Source organism: Mesorhizobium sp. M0862, from assembly GCF_040319795.1.
Classification (GTDB): Bacteria; Pseudomonadota; Alphaproteobacteria; order Rhizobiales; family Rhizobiaceae; genus Mesorhizobium.
On the sequence record NZ_JAMYOJ010000010.1, the window covers coordinates 158,372 to 184,128 of the forward strand.

General features: G+C 62.8%; 25 protein-coding genes and 1 pseudogene. 6 read left to right on the plus strand and 20 right to left on the minus strand.

From position 1 onward, the window contains the following. The first annotated feature begins 32 nt into the window (after nucleotides 1-32). Entirely contained in the window at nucleotides 33-779 is a 747-nt protein-coding gene (locus tag NKI15_RS17235) for an IclR family transcriptional regulator (protein ID WP_023738344.1), read from the plus strand. Between the two features lie 338 nt (nucleotides 780-1,117). Here the strand turns inward: NKI15_RS17235 and NKI15_RS17240 are convergent, their stop codons facing one another. Then, a complete protein-coding gene (locus NKI15_RS17240; protein ID WP_023682721.1) occupies nucleotides 1,118-1,843 on the minus strand; it encodes an SDR family oxidoreductase in 726 nt (241 codons plus the stop codon). 204 nt (nucleotides 1,844-2,047) lie between these two features. On the opposite strand from NKI15_RS17240, the gene NKI15_RS17245 reads away from it, so the two are divergent. Continuing rightward, on the plus strand, nucleotides 2,048-2,887 hold the full coding sequence (locus NKI15_RS17245; RefSeq protein ID WP_352796638.1) for an AraC family transcriptional regulator N-terminal domain-containing protein: 840 nt from the start codon (nucleotides 2,048-2,050) through the stop codon (nucleotides 2,885-2,887). A 70-nt stretch (nucleotides 2,888-2,957) separates the two neighbouring features. Here NKI15_RS17245 and NKI15_RS17250 read toward each other — a convergent pair whose 3' ends face one another. Both NKI15_RS17250 and NKI15_RS17255 read right to left on the minus strand, forming a co-directional pair. After that, on the minus strand, nucleotides 2,958-3,977 hold the full coding sequence (locus tag NKI15_RS17250) for an NAD-dependent epimerase (protein ID WP_352514632.1): 1,020 nt from the start codon (nucleotides 3,975-3,977) through the stop codon (nucleotides 2,958-2,960). Nucleotides 3,978-4,008: 31 nt separating this feature from the next. Next, entirely contained in the window at nucleotides 4,009-5,289 is a 1,281-nt protein-coding gene (locus NKI15_RS17255; protein ID WP_352514631.1) for a nucleotide sugar dehydrogenase, read from the minus strand. A 68-nt stretch (nucleotides 5,290-5,357) separates the two neighbouring features. On the opposite strand from NKI15_RS17255, the gene NKI15_RS17260 reads away from it, so the two are divergent. The 3 genes from NKI15_RS17260 to NKI15_RS17270 all read left to right on the plus strand — a co-directional run bounded on the left by NKI15_RS17260 (nucleotide 5,358) and on the right by NKI15_RS17270 (nucleotide 8,919). Then, the gene (locus NKI15_RS17260; protein WP_023709688.1) at nucleotides 5,358-5,576 is read left to right on the plus strand and encodes a hypothetical protein; all 219 of its coding nucleotides are present in this window, start codon (nucleotides 5,358-5,360) and stop codon (nucleotides 5,574-5,576) included. A gap of 179 nt (nucleotides 5,577-5,755) precedes the next feature. Further along, on the plus strand, nucleotides 5,756-6,733 hold the full coding sequence (locus tag NKI15_RS17265) for a UDP-glucuronic acid decarboxylase family protein (protein WP_023818597.1): 978 nt from the start codon (nucleotides 5,756-5,758) through the stop codon (nucleotides 6,731-6,733). A gap of 224 nt (nucleotides 6,734-6,957) precedes the next feature. Next, nucleotides 6,958-8,919 carry a 3-hydroxyacyl-CoA dehydrogenase NAD-binding domain-containing protein gene (locus NKI15_RS17270; protein ID WP_352514630.1) on the plus strand — a complete coding sequence of 654 codons (1,962 nt, stop codon included), beginning with the start codon at nucleotides 6,958-6,960 and terminating at the stop codon, nucleotides 8,917-8,919. 8 nt (nucleotides 8,920-8,927) lie between these two features. Here the strand turns inward: NKI15_RS17270 and NKI15_RS17275 are convergent, their stop codons facing one another. The 5 genes from NKI15_RS17275 to NKI15_RS17295 form a co-directional block, all read right to left on the minus strand. Beyond that, nucleotides 8,928-10,199: a cysteine desulfurase-like protein gene (locus NKI15_RS17275; protein WP_023704717.1), complete on the minus strand. Its 1,272-nt coding sequence runs from the start codon at nucleotides 10,197-10,199 to the stop codon at nucleotides 8,928-8,930. Between the two features lie 45 nt (nucleotides 10,200-10,244). Further along, nucleotides 10,245-10,919 carry an amino acid ABC transporter permease gene (locus NKI15_RS17280; protein WP_023667812.1) on the minus strand — a complete coding sequence of 225 codons (675 nt, stop codon included), beginning with the start codon at nucleotides 10,917-10,919 and terminating at the stop codon, nucleotides 10,245-10,247. Nucleotides 10,920-11,069: 150 nt separating this feature from the next. Then, nucleotides 11,070-11,867 carry an ABC transporter substrate-binding protein gene (locus NKI15_RS17285; RefSeq protein WP_023682726.1) on the minus strand — a complete coding sequence of 266 codons (798 nt, stop codon included), beginning with the start codon at nucleotides 11,865-11,867 and terminating at the stop codon, nucleotides 11,070-11,072. 76 nt (nucleotides 11,868-11,943) lie between these two features. After that, on the minus strand, nucleotides 11,944-13,143 hold the full coding sequence (locus NKI15_RS17290; protein WP_023704716.1) for a pyridoxal phosphate-dependent aminotransferase: 1,200 nt from the start codon (nucleotides 13,141-13,143) through the stop codon (nucleotides 11,944-11,946). A gap of 156 nt (nucleotides 13,144-13,299) precedes the next feature. Next, entirely contained in the window at nucleotides 13,300-14,061 is a 762-nt protein-coding gene (locus NKI15_RS17295) for an HpcH/HpaI aldolase family protein (protein WP_023749762.1), read from the minus strand. A 123-nt stretch (nucleotides 14,062-14,184) separates the two neighbouring features. Here NKI15_RS17295 and NKI15_RS17300 point away from each other — a divergent pair, with 123 nt between their 5' ends. Further along, nucleotides 14,185-15,276, plus strand: a complete 1,092-nt coding sequence (locus NKI15_RS17300; RefSeq protein WP_286439858.1) for an LLM class flavin-dependent oxidoreductase — start codon at nucleotides 14,185-14,187, stop codon at nucleotides 15,274-15,276. A gap of 23 nt (nucleotides 15,277-15,299) precedes the next feature. On the opposite strand, the gene NKI15_RS17305 is transcribed toward NKI15_RS17300, so the two are convergent. From NKI15_RS17305 to NKI15_RS31980, 12 genes and pseudogenes are all read right to left on the minus strand, one after another. Further along, nucleotides 15,300-15,695 (minus strand): RidA family protein, encoded by a 396-nt coding sequence (locus tag NKI15_RS17305; protein ID WP_023667806.1) that lies wholly within the window; start codon nucleotides 15,693-15,695, stop codon nucleotides 15,300-15,302. A gap of 55 nt (nucleotides 15,696-15,750) precedes the next feature. Beyond that, on the minus strand, nucleotides 15,751-16,899 hold the full coding sequence (locus NKI15_RS17310) for an acyl-CoA dehydrogenase family protein (RefSeq protein WP_023695191.1): 1,149 nt from the start codon (nucleotides 16,897-16,899) through the stop codon (nucleotides 15,751-15,753). Then, a complete protein-coding gene (locus NKI15_RS17315; RefSeq protein WP_023704713.1) occupies nucleotides 16,899-17,711 on the minus strand; it encodes an enoyl-CoA hydratase family protein in 813 nt (270 codons plus the stop codon). Before NKI15_RS17315 ends, NKI15_RS17310 begins: the two co-directional genes overlap by 1 nt. After that, nucleotides 17,708-18,178, minus strand: a complete 471-nt coding sequence (locus NKI15_RS17320) for a MarR family winged helix-turn-helix transcriptional regulator (RefSeq protein ID WP_023667803.1) — start codon at nucleotides 18,176-18,178, stop codon at nucleotides 17,708-17,710. The genes NKI15_RS17315 and NKI15_RS17320 overlap by 4 nt, the downstream gene beginning before the upstream one ends. Then, nucleotides 18,172-18,945: an SDR family NAD(P)-dependent oxidoreductase gene (locus NKI15_RS17325; RefSeq protein WP_023704712.1), complete on the minus strand. Its 774-nt coding sequence runs from the start codon at nucleotides 18,943-18,945 to the stop codon at nucleotides 18,172-18,174. The genes NKI15_RS17320 and NKI15_RS17325 overlap by 7 nt, the downstream gene beginning before the upstream one ends. Further along, a complete protein-coding gene (locus NKI15_RS17330) occupies nucleotides 18,942-21,236 on the minus strand; it encodes a bifunctional salicylyl-CoA 5-hydroxylase/oxidoreductase (protein WP_023704711.1) in 2,295 nt (764 codons plus the stop codon). Before NKI15_RS17330 ends, NKI15_RS17325 begins: the two co-directional genes overlap by 4 nt. 140 nt (nucleotides 21,237-21,376) lie before the next feature. Continuing rightward, nucleotides 21,377-21,976: a VOC family protein gene (locus NKI15_RS17335; RefSeq protein WP_023704710.1), complete on the minus strand. Its 600-nt coding sequence runs from the start codon at nucleotides 21,974-21,976 to the stop codon at nucleotides 21,377-21,379. Nucleotides 21,977-22,053: 77 nt separating this feature from the next. After that, complete coding sequence (locus NKI15_RS17340; RefSeq protein WP_023704709.1) at nucleotides 22,054-22,884, minus strand: ATP-binding cassette domain-containing protein; 831 nt, start codon at nucleotides 22,882-22,884, stop codon at nucleotides 22,054-22,056. Next, a complete protein-coding gene (locus tag NKI15_RS17345; RefSeq protein ID WP_023704708.1) occupies nucleotides 22,877-23,755 on the minus strand; it encodes an ABC transporter ATP-binding protein in 879 nt (292 codons plus the stop codon). The genes NKI15_RS17340 and NKI15_RS17345 overlap by 8 nt, the downstream gene beginning before the upstream one ends. Continuing rightward, nucleotides 23,752-24,600 carry an ABC transporter permease gene (locus NKI15_RS17350; protein ID WP_023704707.1) on the minus strand — a complete coding sequence of 283 codons (849 nt, stop codon included), beginning with the start codon at nucleotides 24,598-24,600 and terminating at the stop codon, nucleotides 23,752-23,754. The genes NKI15_RS17345 and NKI15_RS17350 overlap by 4 nt, the downstream gene beginning before the upstream one ends. Continuing rightward, the gene (locus tag NKI15_RS17355; protein WP_023699867.1) at nucleotides 24,593-25,600 is read right to left on the minus strand and encodes an ABC transporter permease; all 1,008 of its coding nucleotides are present in this window, start codon (nucleotides 25,598-25,600) and stop codon (nucleotides 24,593-24,595) included. Before NKI15_RS17355 ends, NKI15_RS17350 begins: the two co-directional genes overlap by 8 nt. A 42-nt stretch (nucleotides 25,601-25,642) precedes the next feature. Then, nucleotides 25,643-25,755: pseudogene (locus NKI15_RS31980) on the minus strand (endonuclease domain-containing protein); the annotation flags it as partial. Between the last annotated feature and the right edge of the window lie 2 nt (nucleotides 25,756-25,757).

A 25,757-nucleotide genomic window follows, 5' to 3' on the forward strand; every position in this document is an offset into this window, starting at 1 on the left:
CCCTCCCATGCGAAGTATCTTGAGGATGCACGATGAGCACAGTCGGCAAAGCGATATCGCTGTTGGAACAGTTCACGCTCGGCGAACCGGAGATCGGCCTGTCCGAGCTCGCCCGCAAAACCGGCCTCGACAAGGCGACGGCGCGGCGCCTGCTGATGGCGCTGGCCGACCACCGCCTGATCGAACAAGAGCCGGCAAGCCGCCGCTACCGGCTCGGCGCCGGCCTGTCGCGGCTGGCCCGCTTTCGCGACGCGCATTTTCCCTTCGTGCGCGTGGCAGCACCTGTGGTTCGCGAGCTGGCGCTGGAAACCGGCGAGACGGTGCATCTGTCGGAATTCAGCGCCGGCGCACTGCTGACGGTCCATGTCGAGCTGTCGGCAAAGGCCAACCGGGTCAATGTCGATGTCGGCCAGGTGCTGCCCTTGCACGGCACCGCCTCCGGCATCGCCTTTCTCGCCGCTTCGCCTCGGGAAGCGGCCGAGGCCTATGTCGACAAGCCGTTGCCGACCTTCACGCCACACACGGTGACGCAACCCGACAGGCTGATGAAGGCGATCCGGCTTGCCGCCAAGCGCGGCTATTCCTCGAGCTCCCAAGGCTATGAAGAAGGCGTGCACAGCATAGCCGCGGCAATCCTCGGCTCCGATGGCCGTCCTCTAGGCACTCTGGCGGTGGCCTCGCCTGTGTCACGCGCCGATGACAGCATGGCGGCCAGCCAGGGCGAAGCGGTGATCAAGGCGGCGCGGCTGATTTCAGCGCGCCTGGCCGGCGAAGCCTGACATCTCTACCGTCGCAGGGGAGATGATTAGCGGGTTAAGTTCCCAGCGGCGCACCGGCCTTGCCGCGAGACCGGAACTGTTCGTCTGGGACAGGCGGCTGGAGCGCAGCAAGGAAGAATTGTTGTCGCCCGCCCGAGCGTCGCCCACGACCTCGGAAATCGCCTTTGCTTGCGGGTTCAATTCGGGTGCGCAATTTTTCGCGCGCGTTCGAGAGCCGGTACGATGTGGCCCGCGGGAGTTGCGCCAGAGGCTGAGGGCGGGTGCATTAAGGGGTGGGCCGTTTGCCGGATCTCGGAGAGCGCCCTAGCTCGCCGAAAGCCGGCATCCGGCAGCAAGTTCTACATATTGGCAGCGGTTGGCCGCACGATCACTTCGTTGACGTCGACGCCATCGGGTTGATCAAGCGCAAAACGGATCGCCCGTGCAATGGCGTCCGGTGTGAGCGACTTCTGCCGCCATTCTTTCAGAGCCGTGGCGACCTGAGGATCGCTGATATCGTCGCCCAGTTCGGTTGCCGTCACTCCGGGGGAGATGATCGTGGCGCGGATGTCGTCATGCTCCTGCCGCAGCCCCTCGGTGATTGCCCAGACGGCATATTTCGTGCCGCAATAGACCGCCGCGGTGGGCAGCACGATATGCGCACCGACCGAGGCGACATTGACGATATGCCCATTCTTCTGGGCGACGAAGCGCGGCAGCACCGCGGCGATCCCGTTCAGCACGCCGCCGATGTTGACATTGATCATGCGAGACCACTCATCGCGCTTCAGCGCGGCAAGCGGCGACAGCGGCATGACGCCGGCATTGTTGACCAGCACATCGATCTGCCCGAATTCGGCATGAGCGGCATCGGCAAAGGCGTCGAAATTCGCCGCGTCAGTCACGTCGAGTTCGCGCCACGCGACGCCTTTGCCTATTTCTGCGGCCAGCGCCTTGAGCCGCTCGGTGCGGCGGGCCCCGATGAACAGTCTGGCGCCGGCACCGGCAAGTTCCCGAACCGTCGCTTCGCCGATGCCGCTGGAGGCGCCGGTGATGAGTACAACCTTGTCTTTAAGTCCCGTCATGATCGTTCCTTTTTCGCTGCGGTGACGGGGAGATAGATGGCGGCGAACCGGCAAAGGGCGGTAGCGTGATCGTCCAAAGAGTTTGCACGATCCTCCAAATGAACTCGAAATGCCTTGCAACATTTCGCGCCATGAAGATTATGCGGCATGGGGAAAATCAATGAACTCGCCGAGCTGATCACCCGCTTTGCGCCGAAATCTGGCATGGCCGGCACTGAGGTGCCGCGGCTGTCGCTCATTCGCGCCAACCAGCCCAGTGCACCCGTGCCTGCGGTCTACGAGGCGTCGCTTTGCATAATCGCCCAAGGATCGAAGCGCGTCTCGCTGGCCGACCAGAGCGTGGTCTATGACGCATCGAGCTACCTGCTCGTCTCGGTCGACCTGCCGCTGGTCGGGCATGTGTTGGAGGCGAGCCCGGCGGCGCCCTACCTCTGTTGCAAGATAGATTTTGATTCCACCGCGCTGGCCGAACTGCTTGTGAAAGAAGGACGTGCATCCCCCAGCAGGGATCTGCCGGTGTTAGCTGCCTATCCAAGTGACCCCGACCTGATCGATGCCGCCTGTCGGCTTGTCAGGCTGCTCGATCGCCCCGAGAGCATCACCGTGCTGGCGCCGCTGATCGAACGCGAAATCCTTTACCGGCTCCTCACCGGACCGCACGGTGACACGCTTCGCCAGATGGCGTCGGTGGACAGCCACCTGAGCCAGGTCAGCCGCGCCATCGCCACGATCCGCAATCATTTCCAGGCACAACTGCGCATCGAAGACATTGCGGCGGCATCAGGCATGAGCGCGTCGTCACTTCATGCCCATTTCAAGGCGATTACGCGCATGACCCCGCTCGAATACCAGAAGCAGCTGCGCCTGCAGGAGGCGCGAAGGATTATGCTTGCCGGCGGCGCAAACGCAGGCACGGCCGGGTTCGCGGTGGGCTATGACAGCCCTTCGCAGTTCAGCCGAGAATATCGTCGCCTGTTCGGTGCGCCGCCCCGGAAAGATATTGACCGCCTTCAGGCGACACCCAGTTCGGCTGCGGCTTATTGAGTTTTCCGAGCGGCATGCGCCAGCCATGGCTGGTCAGGAGCCAGCCGCCTCCAGGTGGCGAAGCGTCCGATCATGCTCGGTAGAACTCCCGGTACCATTCGACAAAGCGCGGAACCCCTATTTCGATCGGGATTTTGGGCTTGAAGCCGGCCGCCTCCTCGAGCGAGCTGACATTGGCGAAAGTTGCCGGAACGTCGCCTGGCTGAAGTGGCATGAGGTTGCGGTTTGCCTTGCGTCCCAGCGCGTCTTCGAGCACTTCGATCAATCGGTTCAGTTGAACGGGCGAATTGCCGCCGATGTTGTGAATCCTGAACGGGGCGTTGCTGGTCGCTGGGTCTGGCGCGTCACTTTTCCACTCAGGATTGGGTGTCGCGGGTTGCTGCATGACGCGGATAATGCCTTCGACAATGTCGTCGATATAGGTGAAATCCCGCTGCATGTTGCCATAGTTGAAGACCTCGATCGGCTCGCCGGCGAGGATAGCCTTGGCGAAGATGAACAGCGCCATGTCCGGCCGCCCCCACGGACCATAGACGGTGAAAAAACGCAGCCCGGTGGTCGGCAGTCCAAACAGATGGCTATATGTGTGCGCCATCAGCTCGTTCGCCTTCTTGCTTGCGGCGTAAAGGCTGAGCGGATGGTCCGCCGGATCGTGCACGGAAAACGGCATGCGGGTGCTGCCGCCATAAATCGAACTCGACGATGCATAGACCAGATGGCCGACGGAGGCCTGCCGGCATCCTTCCAGGATGTTGACAAAGCCGCTGAGGTTGCTTTCCACATAGGCGTGCGGATTGCTGATCGAATAGCGTACGCCGGCTTGCGCCGCGAGATTGACGACAACCTCCGGCGCGGCCGAAAGGAAGAGCTCCGAAATACGGTCCCGCTCCGTGAGATCGGCATGCTCGAAACAAAAATTCGAAAACGCTTTCAGCCGCTCGAGACGAGCCTGCTTCAGGCTGACGTCATAATACTCGTTCATGGAGTCGAGGCCGATAACCTGGCGTCCTTCGGCAAGCAGCCTCAGGCAAAGATGAAACCCTATGAACCCGGCTGCGCCGGTGATCAGTATCGGCCTGCTTGATGTCACTGCATATCCTAGCGTTAATTTCAGGCGAGCTTTACAAGCTCCAGTATTTTATGTTGTCGGGAACTTCATTGGGCTTGATGGCCGACTTGACATCGAACAGTGTCCCCCCCGGCCTGATCATTTGAAAAAGACGCGCTCTTTCGTTGGTGAGATATTGCCTGTGAGGCACCGCCAGAACAAGCGCCTGCAAATCGTTTATCTCATCGAGCGGCAGGATTGTTTCGCCGTGATCACGCCGAGCGGTTTCGACATCGGCAAGGGGATCATGGACTTTGGGGACAATTCCGAACTGCCTTAGTTCCTTGACCATGTCGAAAACGCGGCTGTTGCGCAAATCCGGCACGTCCTCCTTGAATGTCAGCCCGAGAATGCCGACAGAAGCCCCTTTGACGGGCGTGTCAGAACCAATCAGCCGTTTGACAACCTGCTGGGCGACGAAGGCCCCCATGCCGTCATTGATGCGACGTCCGGCGAGGATGATCTGCGGATGGTAACCTTCGGCCTCGGCCTTGGCGGTCAAATAATATGGATCGACGCTGATGCAGTGGCCGCCGACGAACCCCGGTTTGAAGGGAAGGAAGTTCCATTTCGTCGACGCAGCATCAAGAACATCCTGCGTCCGGATATCGAGCCGCTCGAAGATCATTGCCAGTTCGTTCATCAGCGCGATGTTCAGATCGCGCTGGGTGTTCTCGATAACCTTCGCTGCCTCGGCCACCTTGATCGACGGGGCGCGGTAGACGCCGGCATCGATGATACGGCCATAAACGTTCGCGACGCGCTCCAGCGTCTCGTTATTCTCGCCGGAGACGACTTTGACGATCTTTTGCAGCGAGTGTTCTCGATCGCCGGGGTTGGCGCGTTCGGGCGAATAGCCGAGGGCAAAGTCGCGGGGATGTCGCAGGCCGGAAACCTGCTCGATGATCGGCCCACAGAAATCTTCGGTCACACCTGGATAGACTGTCGACTCAAAAACGACGACGGCGCCTTTGCTCACCGCCTCGCCGACGAGTTCGGACGCCAGTTTCAAAGAAGCTAGATCGGGAGCGCGATTTGCGTCGATAGGGGTTGGCACGGCAACGATGAAGAAAGTAGCGCCTTTCAACATCTCCCGGTCGGTGGTCAGCCCTATCGAGGTCTCCTTGAGCGCCGTTGCGTCAACTTCCCCCGTACGATCGACGCCGCCACGCAATTCCCCGATCCGACGCTCGCTGATGTCAAAAGCTATGGTGCCGGGGAAAACCTTCCCAAAGGCAATGGCTACCGGCAGGCCGACATAACCCAGGCCGACAACTGCAATGCGTTCGGACATCCGTGGGGTTCCTCGAGCCACCTGTTGAGCCGACGTGCTTGTATGGCAGGCTGTTGGCCAATTCAACGATGCTCTATCGCGAAGAGGAATGTCTCACGCAAATAGGCGTCACCGTTTTTTTCATGTTGCCATCCGCCGATGTCATCGATGTTGTGGATAAAATCCAGCAGGATCGGGTTTCGAGCCACTCTCTGCTGCGGATTGGGGTGAACCGTCAGGTTCTGCCGGCCATCTACGCAGCGGCGGCCCTGACGACAGGGCTGATATTCTCTGCTGCCAATCCATAGGTCACTATCGGCCTCAATCGTGCCTTCTGATCAAACCAAATGCCCGGATCGGAATTCGCATCGGCACCGAGCGGATCTGCGAAATTTCAGTTTGGTCCTTGTGCATTGGCTGCGGACACGTCGTATCCTGCGTGTGGCGACCGATATCTGGTCGATCAGCATTTGCCTGGGAGCAGAAATTGGCCAGACTCTATGACAGCCGCAGACGCATTCTCGTTACCGGGGGCGCAGGGTTTATCGGCTCGCATCTTATTGACCGCCTGTTGGAACGAGGCGACGAAATCTTGTGTGTCGACAACCTTTTCACCGGATCAAAGCGCAATATCGACCATTTGGCCAAGCATCCCCGCTTCGAATTCATGCGCCATGACGTGACCTTTCCGCTCTACGTCGAAGTCGATGAGATTTACAACCTGGCGTGTCCGGCCTCGCCTGTTCACTACCAGTACGACCCGGTTCAGACGATCAAGACCGCCGTGCACGGCGCCATCAATGTTCTTGGACTGGCAAAGCGGCTGAAATGCAAAGTCTTTCAGGCCTCCACCAGTGAGGTCTATGGTGACGCGTCTGTGCATCCGCAGCCCGAGAGTTACTGGGGCAATGTAAACCCGATCGGGCCGCGCTCATGCTACGATGAAGGCAAACGCTGCGCCGAAACGCTGTTCTTCGACTATCACCGACAACATGGCTTGTGGGTCAAGGTCGCGCGGATTTTCAATACGTTCGGGCCGCGCATGCACCCGGCAGACGGCAGGGTTGTCTCAAATTTCATCGTGCAGGCGCTTCGTGGTGAACCGATAACCATTTTCGGCGACGGCTCACAGACAAGGTCGTTTTGCTACGTCGACGACCTGGTGAGCGGCATGCTGCGCCTCATGGATACGGGGCCGGAGGTGACCGGTCCAGTAAACATCGGCAATCCAAGGGAAGTAACGATCAGGCGCTTGGCCGAACTGACGACGCAGATGACCGGATCAGGTTCGGATATAATTTACGGCGATCTTCCGCAAGACGATCCGCGGCACCGCCAGCCCGATATCACCCTTGCCAAAAGGCTTGTCGGCTGGGAGCCGACGGTGACTTTGGAAGCCGGGCTGCAACAGACGATCGACTATTTCAAAGCCCTGCTGCCGAAGGTTTCCACAAACTCGCCTTGACCCGGCACCGCAGTGCAACCGTCAAGTCTGACCGATCACCGTCGTGGTAGCGACGCCTTTTGCAGTCGACTCCGGTAGGCTTGAAGTTTTTCGAATTCTAATTATTTTAAGCTTGAAATTATTTTGAAGATCCATGGCGCTTCATCCGTCCGAGCCGGGACACCGGCATTTGGCGGAGAGCAGAAGGAGGAGGAAGATTTGCCGTCGTTCCGGGATAAAACTCCATGAACACAGCACGATTTTCCGAGAGTGTCACAGGCAAGATCGTCGATGGCGTTCTCGTCGTCACGATCGAAAATCCGCCGGTCAACGCGCTGTCCTTCCATGTCAGGGCCGGATTGATGGATGCGCTTGGGCGTGCGGCGTCGGATGAAGTGTCTGCCGTGGTGCTGACCGCCATTGGGCGCACCTTCATCGGTGGCGCCGATATCAAGGAATTCGGCAAGCCCGCTATCGAGCCCACACTGCCTGACGTGATCGAAGCGATCGAGAGCTTCGCCAAACCGATCGTGGCGGCAGTAGGCGGCGCGGCGCTCGGCGGCGGCTGCGAGATTGCGCTGGCCTGCCACTACCGGGTGGCCAGCAAGGCGGCCAGCTTCGGCCTGCCCGAGGTCAAGCTCGGGTTAGTGCCTGGGGCCAGCGGAACCCAACGCCTGCCCCGCCTCATCGGCACGGTCGCCGCAATTGACCTGATCGGCACGGGTCGGCCCGCAAATGCCGACGAAGCGCTCGCTCTCGGTCTGATCGATACCATTGCCGACGATCTTCCCGAAGGCGCGCTCGATGTCGTCCGCCGTCTCGTTGGCCAACCCTTGCGGCGCACGGGTGCGCTTTCCGTCCCACGCTCGCAACCCGAAGCCGAAGCGGCAGCCGCAAGAAAGGTGCTTTCCCGCAGCCGTGGACAGATCGCGCCTGCAGAAGCCGTGAGATTGGTCCAGGCTGCGTCCACGGCCAAACTTGACGACGGTCTTGCGGACGAACGCGCGACCTTCCTGCGCCTCCGGGATTCTCGCGAAACGGCAGCGTTGCGCCACGTCTTCTTTGCCGAGAGGCAAGCCAGCAAAGTCGACAGGCTGGAGGGTGTCACGCCTCGCAAGGTCGAGACCGTCGGTATCGTCGGAACCGGCCTGATGGGTGCAGGCATCGCGGTCTCGGCCTTGAATGCCGGCTATGGCGTAATCGGCGTCGAGCAGACTGACGACGCCGCGGCAAAAGCATACGCGCGTATCGCCGGCCTTCTCGACAAGTCAGTCCAATCCGGCCGTCTCACCGATCATGCGCGCAGGGAGGCGCTGAGCCGGTTTGAAGCGGCCAGCGAAGCCGACAGGCTGGTGCAGGCCGATCTGGTCATCGAGGCAGTGTTCGACGATCTCGCGGTAAAAACCGAACTCTTCCGGAAGCTCGAACGTATCGTCCGCCCGGACGCCATCCTTGCGACCAACACCAGCTACCTCAACCCCGACGAGATCGCCTCGGCAACCGCCCGGCCCGAACGGATCGTCGGCCTGCATTTTTTCTCCCCGGCCAACGTCATGCGGCTAACCGAAGTGGTGGATTGCGCGGCGACGGCGCCCGATGTGCTCGCCTCGGCGATCGCCTTCGTCAGGAAGCTCGGCAAGCTGCCTGTCGTGTGCGGCGTTACCGAGGGTTTCATCGGCAACCGCATCTATTCCGCCTACCGCCGCGAGGCGGAGTTCATGGTGGAGGATGGCGCAGCACCCGATGAGGTGGATGCCGCGCTGGAGGCCTGGGGCTTCCCGATGGGGATCTTCGCGGTCAACGATATGGCTGGGCTGGAGATAGCCTGGGCGCGGCGCAAGCGACAGGCGGCGATGCGCGATCCGCAAGCACGTTATGTCGAAATCGCCGACCGGCTGTGCGAGGCCGGCCGCTTCGGCCGCAAGACCGGGCGCGGCTGGTACGATTATTCGGACGGCGAACGCAGGAGCGACCCGCAAGTAACGGCGCTGATCGAGGCCGTGCGAGCGGCCAAGGACATCGTGCCGCGCCGCTTTTCGCCCGATGAGATCGTCACGCGCTTGCTGGCGGCAATGGCCGAAGAGGGCAAGGCCTTGCTTGCCGAAGGCATCGCGGCGCGTGCCTCCGACATCGATCTGGTGATGATCAACGGCTATGGCTTCCCGGCCCACAAGGGCGGGCCGATGTTCCACGCCGGAGACATCTGACGGACAAGCTACGACAGCTTGGCTACGACGGCGCGCAACGCCTGGCCGAAACGCCTGACCTCGTCGACCGTGTTGTAATGGACCAGCGAGGCGCGGATGGCGCCGCTGTCCATCGACAGGTTGAGACGCTTCATCAACCGGGGCGCATACATATGGCCGTCGCGGATGCCGATCTGCATCTCAGCCATTTCCTCGACGATCCGCTGCGGCGACAGCTTGCCGATGTTGAAGCAGAAGGTCGGCACGCGCTCCTTGATGCGGGTCTCTTCCGAAACCCCGTAAATGGTCGCGCCGCAAGCTTTGAGCACCGCGAGCATCTCACGCGCCAGGAGCACTTCGTAGTCGCGGATAGCGCCCATGCCGGCAACGATGTTGTCGCGCCGCGAGCGGTTGTTGGAGGGCGCCAGATTGCGGCCGATCAGTTCCAGGTACTGCACCGCGGCATCCATGCCTGAGACGTTCTCGTAGATGAAGGTGCCGGCCTCGACCTTGTAAGGCGGCTCGTCGGGGATGAAATCCTCGCGGAAGGTCGGTAGCCGCTTCAGCGTTTCGAAGCGGCCCCACAGAAAGCCCATATGCGGCGAGAAATTCTTGTAGCCGGAGCAGACGAGATAGTCGCAGTCCCAGGCCTGCACGTCGATCAGCCCGTGCGGTCCGTAATGCACGCAGTCAAGGAACACTTCGGCGCCAGCCGCATGCGCGATCGCGGCCACCGAAGCGACGTCGACGATCGAGCCGATCGAATGCGCGGTCACCGTGCAGGCGACGAGACGGGTGCGATCGGAAACCAGCGGCTTGAGGTCGTCGACATGCAGGTTGCCGTCCTCGCGCATGCGCCACCATTTGAACTTGGCTCCGGCGGGCTCCAGCGCCAGCCACGTGGCGATGTTGGCGTCGTGGTCCATATCGGTGATGACGATCTCGTCGCGCTCTGTGTCCTTGGCCAGCATCTGGCCGATGCCGAGGCTGACCAGGCGAATGAACGAGGTGGCGTTCATGCCGAAGCAGATTTCCGACGGACTGTAGGCGTTGATCAGCAAGGCCACGCTCTCGCGCGCATTGGCGACCGTTTGGTCGACCGCGACGCTGCGGCCGTAACGTCCGCCGCGCTGCACATTGTGCGAGACCAGGTGGTTGGTCACCGCGTCGAGCACGCTCTGCGGGATCTGCGCGCCGGCGGCGTTGTCCATGAAGATGAAATCACCGGCGCGCTGCAAGGCCGGAAACATGGCGCGGATGGTGTCCACCGGAAAGCCGCCGGCGGCTTGGTAATTGCTCAACTGTATCTCCTGCGAATGGCTTGGGAAGCGGGACGGTTGATGAGGTCAGCGCGTCTTCTCGGTCTTGAAGCGGTCTTCGAGCAGGCTGACGAGGCGGACCATCGGCCAGAGGAAGATGAGATAGACCAAAGCGGCGCCGATCAGCGGCGAGGGATTGGCATAGAGCGACTGCGCGTTGGTCGCTTCCTTCAACAGTTCAGGCAGCGCAACGGTGGAAGCGAGCGACGTGTCCTTGAACATCGAGACGCAATTGCTGGTCATCGGCGGGATGACGACGCGGATCGCCTGCGGCAGCACCACCTTGCGCAAGGTCAAAAGGAAAGGCAGGCCGAGCGCCTGTGCTGCCTCGAATTGGCCTTTCGGAATGCTCTCAATGCCGGAGCGGAACACTTCTGCTGAATAGGCCGACATGATGATGGCGAACGCCGTCACGGCGGAGGCCCAGGACGACAGACGGATGCCGAGGAAGGGCAGCGCATAATAGATCAGGATCAGCACCACCAGCACCGGCAGGGCGCGGAAGATGTCGGTGTAGCCGACCGCCAGCCAGCGCAGCGGCTTCGGCGCATAGAGCCGCAACAGGCTGATCCCCAGGCCGATGGGAATGCCGATGCCGATACTCAAAATGCCGAGCAGCAGCGTGTTCAGGAAGCCACGCAACAGCGCCGGCAGGCTGGACATGATCACGTCAGGATTGAAGAAGGTGTCGATTAGCGACATGGGAGCGTTCCCGAACCCCAGAGCAAAGGATGCTCAAGTTAAAACCAATCGACCTTGCCTCCCATGAGGCTATCCGTGCGGCAGCAGGCGCCGGAGCGTGAAATGAATCGTGCCGGCCCGGGAGCCGGCACGATTTAAATGCATTGCCGGTCAGGCCTTGGGCAGCGGCATTTCCTTGACCGTCGAGGAATCGGCTGGCGCGTCGCTGCCGAACCACTTCTTGTGGATCGCGGCCAGCGTTCCGTCCTTCTTCATCGCGGTCAGCGCGTCGTTCAGCTTGCCGAGCAGCGGATGGTCCTTGCTCATCATCAGGCCGTACTGTTCGCCGGTCTTGATGCGCTGCTTGACCTTCAGGTCCTTCATCTTGGTGAAGGAGTATTCCATGCCCGGAATATCGCTGACGGCGGCGTCCACGCGGCCCGCGCTGAGGTCGAGCAGAAGATTCTGCTGCGTGTCATAGCCCTTCACGTCGCTGTAGCCGTCAGCCTCCTGATGCGCCTTGACCCAGGTCTCGCCGGTCGAGCCTGAAAGCACGCCGACGATCTTGCCCTTGAGGTCGGCCTCGGTGTTAACAGCGCTATCGGTCTTCGTCGCAATGCCCATGTCGGAGTCATAATAGGGCTGGGTGAAGGACAGCGTTTTCAGTCGCTCCGGCGTGATGGTGATCGAGGAGATCGCGACATCGATGCGGTTGGAACTGACAGCCGCGAACAGCGCCTGGAAGCCGAGGTCGGCAATGTCGGTGGTCATGCCGGCACGCTTGGCCGCTTCGTTGACGATGTCGACTTCAAAGCCCTCGAAAGTGCCGCTCTCGTTCTTGTATTCGAAGGGCGGATTGGTCGGGTAGGCGCCGACATTGAGCACATCGGCGGCAAAGGCGGTGGCCGGGCCGGCAGCGATGCCGATCGTGGCGGCGAGAAGAAGCAGGTTGCGACGAGTGAAGCTCATTTTGTGTTCCCTCTGGTTGTGATCGGGCGGGTTTGCTCCCGCACGGTTTGTTGCCGTCCCACCTCCCAGCGGGGCGTCAATTCATGGCGGCGACCATGCGCTCGAGCGCGGTCGCTATCTGGTCGCGTTCACGGCACACGCACATCCGCAGGAAGGCCGCTGCCGAATTTCCAAAGAGGTGGCCGGGAGCCAGCCCGACGCGCGCCGTCTCCAGTATCCTGGCGCAGGCCTGCCGGGCGTCGCTTTCGCCGTCCATGGCAAAGAAGGCATACATGCCTCCGCGCGGTTTCGTCGGCAGGATGATGCCGGGAATCTGTGCCAGCCTGTCATAGGCAAGGTCGAGGCCGGTTTTGATCCGCTGCCTGATCTCCTCGACCAGCGGCTCGCCTTGGCGGATGGCGGCGACAGCGCCTGCCTGGATAGGCGCGGCGGTGCCGCTGTTGATGTACTGCGTCATGGCGCCAAGCTGGTCGGCCACCCCCGACGGATGCGTCAGCCAGCCGATGCGCCAGCCGGTCATCGCCCACGCCTTCGAAAAACTGTTGACCGACAGCACCCGGTCGCCATCCTCGGCGATCTGCAGGATGGAAGGAGCAACATTGCCGTCGAAATAGAGCCGGCCATAGACCTCGTCGGAGATGATCCAGATGCCGGTGCGCCGGCTGAAGTCGAGCAGCGCCTGCATCTCCTCGCGCGACGCGGTCCAGCCGGTCGGGTTGGACGGCGTCGACAGGAGGATCGCGCGTGTGCGCGCATCGCAAGTGGCGAACAGCCGGTCGAGATCGAGATGCCAGTCGCCCTTGAAGTCGAGCGAAAACGGCCTTGGCTCGCCGCCGATCAGATGGATGGCGTTGTGGATGTTGGGCCATTGCGGCGCGACATAGACGACGTTGCTGCCGGTATCGACCAGCAGTTCCAGCGCCAGGTACAGCGCCTGCATACCGCCGGGCGTGACGGTGGTGCGCGCAATCGGGATAGACCGGCCGTGGATGCGCGTCTGATACTCGGCCAGGGCTTCGTTCAGTGGCCCCTGGCCACGCATGTTGGGGACGTAGAACGTCTGGCCTTCATCGAAGGCGGCCTTCGCGGCATCGCGGATGAAGGCCGGCGTCACCATGTCGCCTTCGCCGTACCAGAGCGCGATCACGTCGCCCAGTTCTCGGGCGCGCACGGCAAGGTTGGCGATGTTTTCAGTGTGCAGGTCACGGATCTGGGCGCGCACGCCGTCGAACGCATAGCGCGCGCTGGACGATGACTGGGGCAGTATGAACGACAAGGACTGAAACCCCTCCCACCCGGAGCACCACGACGGACTGCCCGGCAAGCCCCACCGGCACGACAGTCGCCATCCACTTTGGATGCTATCCAATGTGCGGCGCTTTTCAAGGAAAAAGTTTTAAGCTTAAAAAGTTTTTACCTGATCCCGCCCGTCTCACCCCAGCTCGGCGCGCGCAGCGGTGCAGTTGGCCGCGGCGCCGGCGCCAAGAAACATCGTGTCGCTGGCCAGCACGAAGAAGCTCGCGCCGATAGCGGCCCACTGGCTGATCGTCTGTGGGCTGGCGCAAAATATGCCCGATGTCCTGCCATGCGCGACGGTCTCGCGGATGATCCTTGTGATCGCCTCATTGAGCTTGTCCACGCCTTTCGGCCCGATCGCATCGATCGACACGGAGAGATCGCCGGGGCCGACGAAGACCACATCGATGCCGTCTATGGCCGCGATCGCCTCGATGTTGGCCAGCCCCTCCGATGTCTCGACCTGGACCGCGACGACCACCCTGTCATTGGCCGCGGCCAGATATTCGGGGATGCGATAGCCATAGCCGGCCGCGCGGCCAGGCCCGACGCCGCGTTCGCCCAGCGGCGGATAGCGCGAGGCTTTCACCGCCGCCTCGGCCTGAGCAGCGGTCGAGACGCGCGGCACGAGCACGCCTTGTGCGCCGCTGTCGAGCGCCGCCTGGATAGCTTCCGGCGCATGGCCGGGAACACGCACCATGGCCGGCACGCGGTGCACGTCGGCCGCGCGCACCATGGTTTCGATCGTGCCCCGCGCGATCTGAGCATGTTCCCAGTCGACGCAGAGGAAGTCGAGGCCGGCGAGCGCCATCACTTCGACGGCGACGGGATGCGGAATGGCGGCGAAAGAGCCGACGAGATTGGTCTTGCCGATGCACTTCTGACGGAACGCGCTCATCTCCATCCCCGTTTCGCCTAGCCCAAAATCATATCCGCAATCGGCGGCGAGGCGAAGCTATTTCAGGCTTGAAATATTTTTGCGCGGGCCTAGCGTGTCGGTCTCCCGCCACGAGTTCCCATGATGATCAAAACGCATCCCCTGCACGGCCCGAACAAACTGAAGCTGGGCGTCTTCTCGACCAATGCCGATGGCGGTCTGGCCATCACCGATGTGCCGGAACGCTGGACGGCAAGCTGGCAGGACAATCTGACGGCGGCGCAGATCGCCGACCGCGCCGGGCTGGAATTTATGCTGCCGATCGCGCGCTGGCGTGGCTTTGGCGGCCGCAACAAGGTGCGCGAATGGTCGTTCGAGACCTTCACCTGGGCAGCAGCGCTGGCGGTGGCCACCGAGCAGATCGGCCTGTTCATGACCGTGCATGTGCCGCTGGTGCATCCGCTCTATGCCGCCAAGGCGCTGGCAACTGTCGACCATATCAGCCAGGGCCGCGCCGGCTTGAACATCGTCTGCGGCTGGAACCCGAAGGAATTCGGCATGTTCGGCACGCCTTTGGTCGAGAAGGGCTACGACCAGGCCGCCGAATGGATCGAAATCCTGGAAAAGCTCTACGCCTCGGACCAGCCTCTGGACTATGAAGGCACCTACTATCGCCTCAAGGAGGCGGTGAGCCGGCCGGCGAGCCTGCAGGTTCCACGCCCGGTGACCATGAACGCTGCTTTCGGTGGCCCGGGCCGGGATTTCGCCGCCGCCCGATGCGATTATCTGTTCACGACCTTTTCGGAAATGAGCGATGCCGGCAAGCATGTCGCCGACATCAGCGAGCGGGCCGACAAGGTTGGCCGCAACGTCGGCGTCTACACGGTGGCGCATGTCGTCTGCCGTCCAACCATGGAAGAGGCGCAGGCCTACTACACGCGCTATGCCGTCGATCTGGTCGACCACGATGCGGTCGATGCTCATATGGCAGGCAAGAAGGAGTTCTCGCAGTCGCATGACCCGCATGCCTATGACCGCTACCGGCAGCGTTTCGCCGGCGGCGCCGGCACCTACCCGCTGGTTGGAACGCCGGAGACGATTGCCGCCGAGATGGCGGCAATAGCCGGGCATGGCTACCAGGGCATCGCGCTGTCGTTCGTCAACTACACCCAGGAACTGCCCTATTTCTGCGACCACGTATTTCCGCTGCTGAAGCGGGCGGGGCTGCGCTGCTGATCAATCCGGGAATAACGAATTCGTTAATCCGGAATGACGGCGGTTGCCTGAATTTCGATCTTGGCGCGATCTTCCACTAGCGCCACCACCTGCATGGCGGCCATCGCTGGAAAATGCCGGCCGATCACCTCGCGATAGGCCTCGCCTATACCCTTGAGATTGCCAAGATATTCGGCCTTGTCGGTGAAATACCAGGTCATCGCGGTGATGTGCCGTGGCTCCGCGCCGGCTTCCGCCAGCACGGCGACGATGTTTTGCAGCGTCTGCCGCACCTGGCCGGCGAAATCGTCGGTCTCGAACTGGCACTGCCCGTTCCAGCCGACCTGTCCGCCCACGAAGACGAGCCTGCCGCGCGCAGCAATGCCGTTGGCGTAGCCGACCGGTTTCGCCCAGCCCTCCGGCTGCAGGATCTCGTGCATTTTCAAGCCTCCCCGGTATTCTTAAAACCAAATCTCAAAATCAAATACGTCGCTGTCAGGCCGCGCCCATCACCTGCCGTGCGATCACCACCTTCTGCACATCGGATGCGCCCTCGTAGATACGTAGCGCGCGGATCTCGCGATAGAGGCTCTCGACGATATGGCCCTTGCGGACGCCGTCCCCCCCATGCAGCTGCACAGCCTTGTCGATCACCTCTTGCGCCTTGTCGGTGGCGAACAGCTTGGCCATCGCCGCCTCGCGGGTGACACGAGCCGCGCCCATGTCCTTGGTCCAGGCAGCGCGGTAGACCAGCAGCGCTGCGGCATCGATGTCCAGCGCCATGTCGGCGATATGGCCTTGCACCATCTGCAGCTCTGCCATCGGAGCGCCGAAAAGTTTGCGCTCGGCCACCCTGCTAATGCTTTCGTCCAGCGCCCGGCGGGCAAAGCCGAGTGCCGCCGCGCCGACCGTGGAGCGGAACACGTCAAGCACCGACATGGCGATGCGGAAGCCGTCTCCCGGTTTGCCGATCAGCGCCGAGGCCGGCACCCGGACCTGATCGAAGGAAAGCCGCGCCAGCGGATGCGGCGCGATCACTTCAAGGCGCTCGGCAATGCCAAGCCCCTTGGTATCAGCGGGTACGAGAAAGGCGGAAAGTCCCTTGGCACCCGGTGCCTCGGCGGTGCGGGCAAAGACGACGTAGAGATCGGCGATGCCGCCATTGGAAATCCAGGTCTTCTCGCCGCTGAGGATATAGAAGTCGCCATCGCGGCTCGCCATCATTTCGGTGTTGGCGACATCCGACCCGGAGCGTGGCTCCGAAAGCGCGAAGGCGGAAATCGTCTTGCCGGCCCTGGTCTTTGCCAGCCATTGCTGCTGGTCGGGCGTGCCGAACAGGCTGAGCGCGCCGGTGCCGAGCCCCTGCATGGCAAAGGCAAAGTCGGCCAACCCGTCATGGCGCGCCAGCGTCTCGCGGGTGATGCACAAGGTGCGGACATCGAGCGGTCCCGGATTGTCCGTATCGAGCGCCGTCGGCTTCAGCCAGCCGTCGCGGCCAAGTTTCGCCACCAGCTCGCGGCAGGCGGCATCGACGTCATGGTGATCGACGGGCAGGTTCCTGGCGCACCAGGCATCAAGGCGTTCGGCGAGTTCGCGATGCCGGTCTTCGAAAAACGGCCAGTTGAGGAAACTCTTGTCAGCCATCAATTGCCCTCGAACACCGGTTTCTCCTTGGCGACGAAGGCCTTGTAGGCGCGCTCGAAGTCACGCGTCTGCATGCAGATCGCCTGCGCCTGCGCTTCCGCTTCGATTGCCTGGTCGAGGCCCATCGACCATTCCTGGTTGAGCTGCGTCTTGGTGATGCCGTGCGCGAAGGTCGGGCCGGAGACGATGCGCGCCGCCATCTCGAGCGCGTCGGCCTCGAGCACTGCGGCATCGACCAGCCTGTTGTAGAAGCCCCAGCGCTCGCCTTCCGCCGCCGTCATCGTGCGGCCGGTGTAGAGCAATTCGGCGGCACGGCCCTGGCCGATGATGCGCGGCAGGATCGCGCAGGCGCCCATGTCGCAGCCGGCAAGGCCGACGCGGGTGAACAGGAAAGCGGTCTTGGCCTCCGGCGTGGCGATGCGGATGTCGGCGCTCATGGCGATGATGGCGCCGGCGCCGACCGCGACCCCGTCGACCGCCGCGATGATCGGCTTGCCGCAGTTGAGCATCGCCTTGACGAAATCGCCGGTCATGCGGGTGAAGGCGAGCAATTCCTTCATGTCCATCTTGACCAATGGGCCGATAATGTCGTGGACATCGCCGCCCGAGCAGAAATTGCCGCCATTGGGCAGGAACACCACGGCGTCGACGCCGTCGGCATAGACGAGATCGCGGAACGTGTCGCGCAGTTCCGCATAGCTGTCGAAGGTCAGCGGATTCTTGCGCTCCGGCCGGTCGAGCCGCACCTTGGCGATCCTGCCTTCGACTTCCCAAAGGAAGTGCTTCGGCTTGAGGCCGGCCATCGAACTCATTCGCGTCCCTCCCAGTTGCTGCGGAACGAGGTCAGCATGCCGGTCAGCCGGCGCGCATCCTCCTCGCTGACCTTGGCCAGCAATTCTCCGATCCAACCCTCATGCGCCGCGGCCATTGCGGCAAAAGATTTGGAACCCTCGTCGGTCAGTCGCACCATGGATGTGCGGCGATCGCCATTGCGGCGCGCGCGCGCGACCACCCCTTCCGAAACCAGCCGGTCGACGATGCCGGTGACATTGCCGTTGGATACCAGCAGGAAGCGCGACAGATCGCTCATCAGCATGCCTTCCGGCGCGCGGTAGAGGGCGGCCATGACGTCGAAACGCGGCAGCGTCGTATCGAATTCCTTCTTCAGGCGCTCGCGCAGCTCCGCTTCGATCGTGCGCGAGGCGCGCAGCAGCCTGATCCAGAGACGCAGCCGGTCCTTGCCGGGTCCCGACGGCGCGGGCAATGGGCCGGCTACCATGTTTCGCCTCCTGAGATCGAAATTGCTTGTCCGGTAATCGACGCAGCCGCATCGCCGCACAGCCAGAGCACCGCCGCGGCAACTTCCTGCGGCTGGATGAAACGGCCTTGCGGGTTGGTCGAGGCAAGGCTCGCCCGCGCCTGCTCGACTGAGCGGCCGGTCTTTTCGACGACGCGCTGAATGGACTCCTCCAGCATGCCGGTCTCTACGAAGCCCGGGCAAACGGCGTTGACGGTCACGCCGGATTTCGCCGTCTCGGCGGCCAGCGCCCGCATCAGCCCGACGACGCCGTGCTTGGCCGCCACATAGGGTGCGACATAGGCGTAGCCTTTCAGCCCTGCGGTCGAGGCGACGAAGACGATCCGGCCCGCCTTGCGCGCGGCCATGCCGGCCAGCGCCGGCTTCACCGTCAGGAAGGCGCCGGTCAGATTGACGTCGAGCGTGCGCTGCCAGTCGGCAAGCGAGGTCTTGTGCGCCGGCGTGCTGCCGGCCATGCCGGCATTGGCGACGACGATGTCGAACGGGCCGCGCACGGCTTCCGCTTGCGCGTAGAGCGATGTCACCGCCGCCTCGTTGGCAACATCGGCTGACATGGCGTGGATGCGGTCGTTCTCGCCAGCCACCTTGGCAAGCTCGGCCTCGCGCCGCCCGCATATGGTCACCTGTATGCCGGCCTCGGCCAGCACGAGTGCTATGGCCCGGCCGACGCCGGAGCCGCCGCCAGTGACCAGCGCATGTTTGCCTGAAATCGCCAAGGCCGTCGTCATACTTTCAGCCCCGCCGCCGCATCGCGCTCGGCCAGCCGGTAGATCTGGTCGCGTCCGGGAAGATAGGGATCCGGCCATTTGACCCCACGGTCAGTGAGCCTCACCGCCGCATGCAGCGTCCAGTAGGGATCGGCGAGATGCGGCCGTGCCAGGGCCACCAGGTCGGCGCGGCCTGCCATCAGGATCGAATTGACATGGTCCGGCTCATAGATGTTGCCGACCGCCATCGTCGCCATGCCGACCTCGTTGCGGATGCGGTCCGAGAATGGTGTCTGGAACATGCGGCCATAGACAGGCTTGGCGGCAATCGAGGTCTGACCTGCCGAGACGTCGCAGATGTCGACGCCGGCTTCGTGCAGCATGCGCGCGATCTCCACCGCATCGGCCGGCGTCACACCCTCGATGCCGACCCAATCATTGGCCGAAATGCGCACCGAAATCGGCTTTCGCGCCGGCCAGGCGGCGCGCACCGCATGGAAGATTTCCAGGGGATAGCGCATGCGATTTTCCAGCGAACCGCCATACTCATCCGTGCGCTGGTTGGTGACCGGCGTGATGAAGGACGACAGGAGATAGCCGTGCGCGGCGTGGATCTCCAGCATGTCGAAGCCGCAACGATCGGCCATTTCGGTGGAGGCCACGAACTGGTCGCGCACCAAATCCATATCGGCGCGGTCCATGGCTTTCGGCACCTGGTTTTGCGGCGACCATGCAATCGCCGAGGCTGCTATGACCGGCCAATTGCCCGAGGAGAGCGGCACGTCGGTGCCCTCCCAGCCGACACGGGTCGAGCCCTTGGCCCCGGAATGGCCAATCTGCGCGCAGATTTTCGCCTCGGTCTCGGCGTGGACGAAATCGACAAGCCGCTTCCACGCCACCTCATGTTCGGACGCATAGAAGCCGGGACAGCCGGGCGTGATGCGTCCTTCCGGGCTGACGCAGGTCATCTCGATATAGACAAGCCCGGCGCCGCCCTTCGCACGCTCGGCATAGTGGGCGAAATGCCAGTCGGTCGGGCAGCCGTCGACGGCCTTGTACTGCGCCATCGGCGAAACGACGACCCGGTTGTTGAGCTGCATGTCGCGCAGCTTGAACGGCGCGAACATCGGCGCCCGGCGCTGCCTGTTGCCGCCTGCCCCCGCCTGGCGCTGGAACCATTCCTCGGCGCTCTCAAGCCATTTGGCATCTCGCAGCCGCAAATTCTCGTGGCTAATGCGCTGCGAGCGGGTCAGCAGCGAATAATTGAACTGCACCGGATCGAGGCCGAGATAGCGCTCGACCTCCTCGAACCACTCCAGCGAATTGCGCGCCGCCGACTGCAGCTTCAGCACCTCGGTGCGGCGCGCATCCTCATACTTGCGGAAGGCGGCGTCGAGGTCCGGTTCGGTTTTGACATATTCGGCCAGCGCCACCGCGCTTTCCAATGCGAGCTTGGTGCCGGAGCCGATCGAGAAATGTGCCGAGGCCGCCGCGTCGCCCATCAGCGCCAGGTTCTTGTAGGACCAGCGTTCGCAGAGCACGCGCGGGAAATTGATCCAGGCCGAACCTCTGATGTGATTGGCATTGGTCATCAGAGCGTGGCCGCCGAGATGTTTCTCAAAAATGCGCTCGCAGACGGCGATGGATTCCTGCTGCGACATGGCGCCGAAGCCGAAGGCAGCCCAGGTCTGTTCGCTGCACTCGACAATGAAGGTCGCTGTCTCGCTGTCGAATTGATAGGCGTGCGCCCACACCCAGCCATGCTCGGTCTTCTCGAAGATGAAGGTGAAGGCATCGTCGAATTTCTGGTTGGTGCCGAGCCAGACGAATTTGCACTTGCGGGTGTCGATGTCGGGCTTGAAGACTTCGACGAAGGTGTTGCGCGCCCTTGAGTTCAGCCCATCGGCGGCGACGACCAGATCATGCGTCTCCATATAGGGCTGAGGGTCGGCGATATCGCTCTCGAACATCAGCCTCACGCCAAGTTCGCGCGCGCGTCGCTGCAGCAGGATCAGAAGCCGCTTGCGGCCGATGCCACAGAAACCGTGGCCCGACGAGACCGTGCGCACGCCGTCATGGATGACGGCGATGTCGTCCCAATAGGCGAAATGCTTCTTGATCCAGACAGCGCTGACCGGGTCGTTTTTGGCAAGGTTGTCAAGTGTTTCGGCCGACAGCACGACGCCCCAGCCGAACGTATCGTCGGCGCGGTTGCGCTCGAACACCGTGACCTCGTGGGCGGCGTCCCGCAGCTTCATTGAAATGGCAAAGTAGAGGCCGGCTGGTCCGCCACCGAGAACCGCAACCTTCATCCGTGCGATCTCCTCTTCGCTTGCTGCATCTCAAGTATCGCGCCGGAGATAAAATATTTCAAGCTTAAAGTTTCATGTTGGAACGATTGCTGAACACGGGTGGCGCGCCTGCGGGTTGGCCCGCAAGCGCGCTCTGGAAATCACTTCTCCGGGTTCTTCGGGCTCCACAGCACAGTCTCGGCGCCTTTCTCATAGGCCATCCCGTCGGGATAGCTGATCGCCTCCAGCTGCAGCCCCCATGGCGCCTGGAAATAGAGAATGGTCTGGCCGGCCGCCGGACCTTCCTTGACCGGCAGCGGCCCCATCCGCGTCTTCACGCCCTTGCCGTCGAGATAGGCTTTGGCCGCGGCGACATCATCGACGTACAATGCGATGTGGAAGCCGCCGATATCGCTGTTCTTCGGCGTCAAATCCTTCTGGTCGGGCGCGGTGTATTTGAACAGCTCTATATTCGATCCATAGCCGCAACGCACCATGGTGACCTGCTCGATGACAGCCTTCGGATCGACGCCCAGAAGATCCTGCATGAAGGTGCCCTTGTCATCGGCGAACGGACCGAACGACATCGCCTTCTTGCAGCCGACCACTTCGGTGAAGAAGTCGACCGCCTGCTTCATGTCGGGCACCGTGATCCCGGTGTGGTCGTGGCCGCGCATGCCGGGGATCGCATCGGCCGAAGCCGTTCCCATCGAGCCGAACAGGATCGCGGCAAGCATCGTGCCGCGGGCTGCGTAATTCATATTACCCTCCGTTCGCGGGCTGATTTTGCCCTCATGCACGTCCGAAGCCCGCTGTTCGGCGTGGGGGGTGAACAGTCCTATGCCGGCGCTTTCGTTGCTGGCCGCAACCAGTCCGCGTCGATCTCAGGCAGTGGGATGGCGGCAAGCAGGTCGCGCGTGTAGGTCTCCTTGGGATTGTCGAACAGCGCATCGGTGGCGCTCGCCTCGACGATCCTGCCCTCGCGCATCACGATCACTTGTTGGCACAGCCGCCGGATGACCGACAGGTCGTGGCTGATGAAGGCGACGGTCAGCCCCATCTCCGCCGCCAGTCTCTCCAAAAGGGTGAGGATCTGCGCCTGCGTCGATACGTCGAGGCCGGAGACGATCTCGTCGGCCAGCACGAATTTCGGCGACAGCGCCAACGCGCGCGCAATTCCGACGCGCTGGCGCTGGCCGCCCGACAGTTCATGACGATAGCGACTAGCGAAGCTTTGCGGCAGGCCGACGCGATGCAATGCCTCGGCGACGCGTTCCTTGAGCCTGTCGCCAAGCCCATTCTGCTTGAGCGGCGCGGCAATGATGCCGGCGATGGTGCGACGCGGGTTGAGCGACGACATCGGGTCCTGGAAGATCATCTGCAGGTCGCGGCGCAGAGGTCGCAGCTCTGCATCCGGCAGGTGGGCGATATCGCGGCCCTCGAAATGGATGCTGCCGACGCTCGGCTCCAGAAGTCTGACAAGCGTGCGGCCGAGCGTCGATTTTCCGGACCCGGATTCACCGACGATGCCGGTCACCAAGCCCCTCGGCAAATCGAAATCCAGGCCTCTCAAAATCTCGGCCAGCGGCGCGCGCCCGATCAGCGGCTTGCGGGTCATGTCGGGCAGCGCCACCTTCAGCCCGCGCACGGAAAACAGCGGCTCAACCATGCGGCCGCCTCCACGCCTGGTCTGCCGCGCCGATCTCGGCGGCAAGCCCGGCCAGCACGGTCTCGTCCACCGGCTTCAGCGAGGCAAAGGGATCCGTATAGCGCGGCGTAGCGGCCATCAATGCCCGCGTATAGGGATGCTCAGGCGCGGCGAAGAGAGCGGCTGTGTCAGCCTCTTCCACCACCTTGCCGGCGTAGAGCACAGACACTTGCTGGCTGATCTTTGCAACGACGCCGAGATCGTGGGTGACGAACAGGATCGCGGTGCCATGCTCGCGCTGCAGCTCGGCGATCAGTCGCAGGATCTGCTTTTGCACGGTAACGTCGAGCGCGGTTGTCGGCTCGTCGGCCACGATCAGCCGTGGCTCGGCGGCGAAGGCGGCGGCGATCAGCACGCGCTGGCGCATGCCGCCGGACAGCTCGTGCGGATAGCATTTCAGCACCCGGTCGGGATCGCGGATCTGCACCTCATCCAACAATTGCCGGATACGCTTGTCCGCCTTGTCACCGTTCCAGCCGAGAATGCGCACCAGCCGGTCAGTCATCTGCGGACCGATGCGGCGCGACGGGTTGAGCGCAGTCAACGGATCTTGCGGGATCAGCGCCGTGCGGGCGCCGATCAGCGTGCGCCTTGCCTTGGGCTGCAGCCTGCCGAGGTCTTCGCCTTCGAGCTGCATGGCGCCTTCGACGATGCGCACGCTTGACGGCAGCACACCGAGCACCGCCTTGCCGATCATCGTCTTGCCGGCGCCGCTCTCGCCGACAAGAGCACGCACCTCACCCCGCTGCACGGAAAGCGACACCGAGCGCAGCACGCGCTGGCCGTTCGGCAGCACGGCGCTCAGATTGGCAATATCCAGGCAAGCGCTCATCGCAGCACCGGATCGAAGCGTGTCTTCAGCGCCTCGCCGAACTGGCTGAAGGACAGCACGGTGAGGATCAGCGTGACAAGCGGAAACACCAGCACCCACCAGGCTTGATGTATCGACAGCCGGCCCTCGGCGATGATGCCGCCCCAGGTGGGATCGTCGGTCGAGATCGACAGATTGACGAAGGACAGGATGGCCTCGACGATGACGGCGATGCCCATTTCCAGCGACAGCAGCGCCACGATCGAGGGCAGTACATTGGGCAGCACCTCGCGCAGCATGATGCCGATGCGGCCATAGCCGGCGATGCGGGCGTTCTCGACGTAGTCCATGCGCGACTGGCCCATCGCTTCGGCGCGGATCACCCGGCAAAAGCGCGTCCAGTCGATGATGGCGATGGCGAGGATGACGGAACTGAGGCCGGTGCCGAGCACCGCGACCAGCAGGATGGCGAACAGCACCGGCGGGAATGCCATCCAGACGTCGACGATGCGTGAAATGATGCGGTCGGCCCAGCCGCCGAAATAGCCGGCGACCAGTCCGAGCGTCGAGCCGACAAGGCAGGCGGCGATCGCCGCCGCGAAAGCGACGATGAAGGCGATACGGCCGCCGAAGATCAGCCGGGAGAGGAGATCGCGGCCGAGGCTGTCGGTGCCCAGCCAATAGCCGGATTCCGCACCACTCATCCAGAATGGCGGCAGCCGTTCCAGCATCAGGTCTTGCGCCAGCGGGTCCTGCGGTGCGACCAGCGGCGCGAAGATCGCGGCCAGCAGCGCCAGCAGCAGCCAGCCGCCGGCCAGCCACAGCCTCGGGCCCAGTCCGCGCCAGGCGATGCGTGCCTCATCCATGGCGCAGCCTCGGATTGAGCAGCGCGTACATCATGTCGACGCCAAGATTGATCAGCACGAACAGCAGCGCGAACACCAGCACGATGCCTTGGATCAGCGGCAGGTCGCGGTTGATGACGGCATCGATCGCCATGTTACCGAGCCCTTCGTAGGAAAACAGCCGCTCGACGATGACCGTGCCGCCGATGAGGAAGGTGAACTGGACGCCGACGAGAGTCAGTGTCGGCAAGGCAGCGTTCTTCAGCGCCTCGCGTAAGATAACCTGCGTTTCCGAAAACCCCTTCACCCGCGCCAGCACGACATAGTCGAGGTCCAGCACTTCCTTCAGCGACTGTTTCAGCAACTGCGCGATGATTGCGGCCAGCGGCAGCGCCAGCGCCACAGCCGGCATCAGCATGTGCTTCAGGAGATCCCAGGTCAGGTCGAGGCGCAGCCGAAGCAAGCTCTCGAAGAAATAGAACTGGGTGACGAAGGGCAGGTCGAGCTGCGGCGACACGCGGCCGGAAATGTCGAAGATCGGCACCAGCACGCCAAACAAAAGGATCAGCACGAGGCCCCACAGGAAATCGGGAATGGAAAGGGCGGCACCGCTGGCGATATCGATGCCGGCTTCGACCGCCGTGCCACGTTCGCGGGCGCCGAGGATCGCCGTCGTGCCGCCGAGCCCAACCGCCATGATCAGCGCGACGATGGCGAGTTCCAGCGTTGCCGGCAAGCGGTTGAAGACGAGGCTGAGCACATCTTGCCTGAGCGAAATCGAGGTGCCGAAATCGCCCCTGACGACGCCGGACAGCCAGATGAAGAATTGCTGCACGATGGTCTTGTCGAGCCCGTAGAGTGCACGCAGCCGGTCGATGTCGGCATCTGTCGCACCGGGGGGCAGCATCATGGCGATCGGGTCACCAGGCGCGACGCGGATCACGACGAAGACGACGACAGCCACGCCGAACAGCGTGATCAGCATCGTCAGCAGACGGATCAGGAATCGTTGCAGGAGCATTCTGGTGTTGGCCCAGTGCGTTTCTAACGAAGAGCCCCCTCATTCGTCCGCTTCGCGGCCACCTTCTCCCCGAGGGGAGAAGAGGTCACGGACAGCTGAGCTGGTCTCTTCTCCCCAGCGGGGAGAAGGTGGCCCGAAGGGCCGGATGAGGGGGCCG

Bases quoted from the DNA above. Each gene is read 5' to 3' on its own strand.
- NKI15_RS17235 (WP_023738344.1), top strand. From the start codon at position 33: ATGAGCACAGTCGGCAAAGCGATATCGCTGTTGGAACAGTTCACGCTC.
- NKI15_RS17240 (WP_023682721.1), bottom strand. From the start codon at position 1,843: ATGACGGGACTTAAAGACAAGGTTGTACTCATCACCGGCGCCTCCAGC.
- NKI15_RS17245 (WP_352796638.1), top strand. From the start codon at position 2,048: ATGGCCGGCACTGAGGTGCCGCGGCTGTCGCTCATTCGCGCCAACCAG.
- NKI15_RS17255 (WP_352514631.1), bottom strand. From the start codon at position 5,289: ATGTCCGAACGCATTGCAGTTGTCGGCCTGGGTTATGTCGGCCTGCCG.
- NKI15_RS17260 (WP_023709688.1), top strand. From the start codon at position 5,358: ATGCTCTATCGCGAAGAGGAATGTCTCACGCAAATAGGCGTCACCGTT.
- NKI15_RS17270 (WP_352514630.1), top strand. From the start codon at position 6,958: ATGAACACAGCACGATTTTCCGAGAGTGTCACAGGCAAGATCGTCGAT.
- NKI15_RS17280 (WP_023667812.1), bottom strand. From the start codon at position 10,919: ATGTCGCTAATCGACACCTTCTTCAATCCTGACGTGATCATGTCCAGC.
- NKI15_RS17285 (WP_023682726.1), bottom strand. From the start codon at position 11,867: ATGAGCTTCACTCGTCGCAACCTGCTTCTTCTCGCCGCCACGATCGGC.
- NKI15_RS17295 (WP_023749762.1), bottom strand. From the start codon at position 14,061: ATGAGCGCGTTCCGTCAGAAGTGCATCGGCAAGACCAATCTCGTCGGC.
- NKI15_RS17300 (WP_286439858.1), top strand. From the start codon at position 14,185: ATGATCAAAACGCATCCCCTGCACGGCCCGAACAAACTGAAGCTGGGC.
- NKI15_RS17305 (WP_023667806.1), bottom strand. From the start codon at position 15,695: ATGCACGAGATCCTGCAGCCGGAGGGCTGGGCGAAACCGGTCGGCTAC.
- NKI15_RS17310 (WP_023695191.1), bottom strand. From the start codon at position 16,899: ATGGCTGACAAGAGTTTCCTCAACTGGCCGTTTTTCGAAGACCGGCAT.
- NKI15_RS17315 (WP_023704713.1), bottom strand. From the start codon at position 17,711: ATGAGTTCGATGGCCGGCCTCAAGCCGAAGCACTTCCTTTGGGAAGTC.
- NKI15_RS17320 (WP_023667803.1), bottom strand. From the start codon at position 18,178: ATGGTAGCCGGCCCATTGCCCGCGCCGTCGGGACCCGGCAAGGACCGG.
- NKI15_RS17325 (WP_023704712.1), bottom strand. From the start codon at position 18,945: ATGACGACGGCCTTGGCGATTTCAGGCAAACATGCGCTGGTCACTGGC.
- NKI15_RS17330 (WP_023704711.1), bottom strand. From the start codon at position 21,236: ATGAAGGTTGCGGTTCTCGGTGGCGGACCAGCCGGCCTCTACTTTGCC.
- NKI15_RS17335 (WP_023704710.1), bottom strand. From the start codon at position 21,976: ATGAATTACGCAGCCCGCGGCACGATGCTTGCCGCGATCCTGTTCGGC.
- NKI15_RS17340 (WP_023704709.1), bottom strand. From the start codon at position 22,884: ATGGTTGAGCCGCTGTTTTCCGTGCGCGGGCTGAAGGTGGCGCTGCCC.
- NKI15_RS17345 (WP_023704708.1), bottom strand. From the start codon at position 23,755: ATGAGCGCTTGCCTGGATATTGCCAATCTGAGCGCCGTGCTGCCGAAC.
- NKI15_RS17350 (WP_023704707.1), bottom strand. From the start codon at position 24,600: ATGGATGAGGCACGCATCGCCTGGCGCGGACTGGGCCCGAGGCTGTGG.
- NKI15_RS17355 (WP_023699867.1), bottom strand. From the start codon at position 25,600: ATGCTCCTGCAACGATTCCTGATCCGTCTGCTGACGATGCTGATCACG.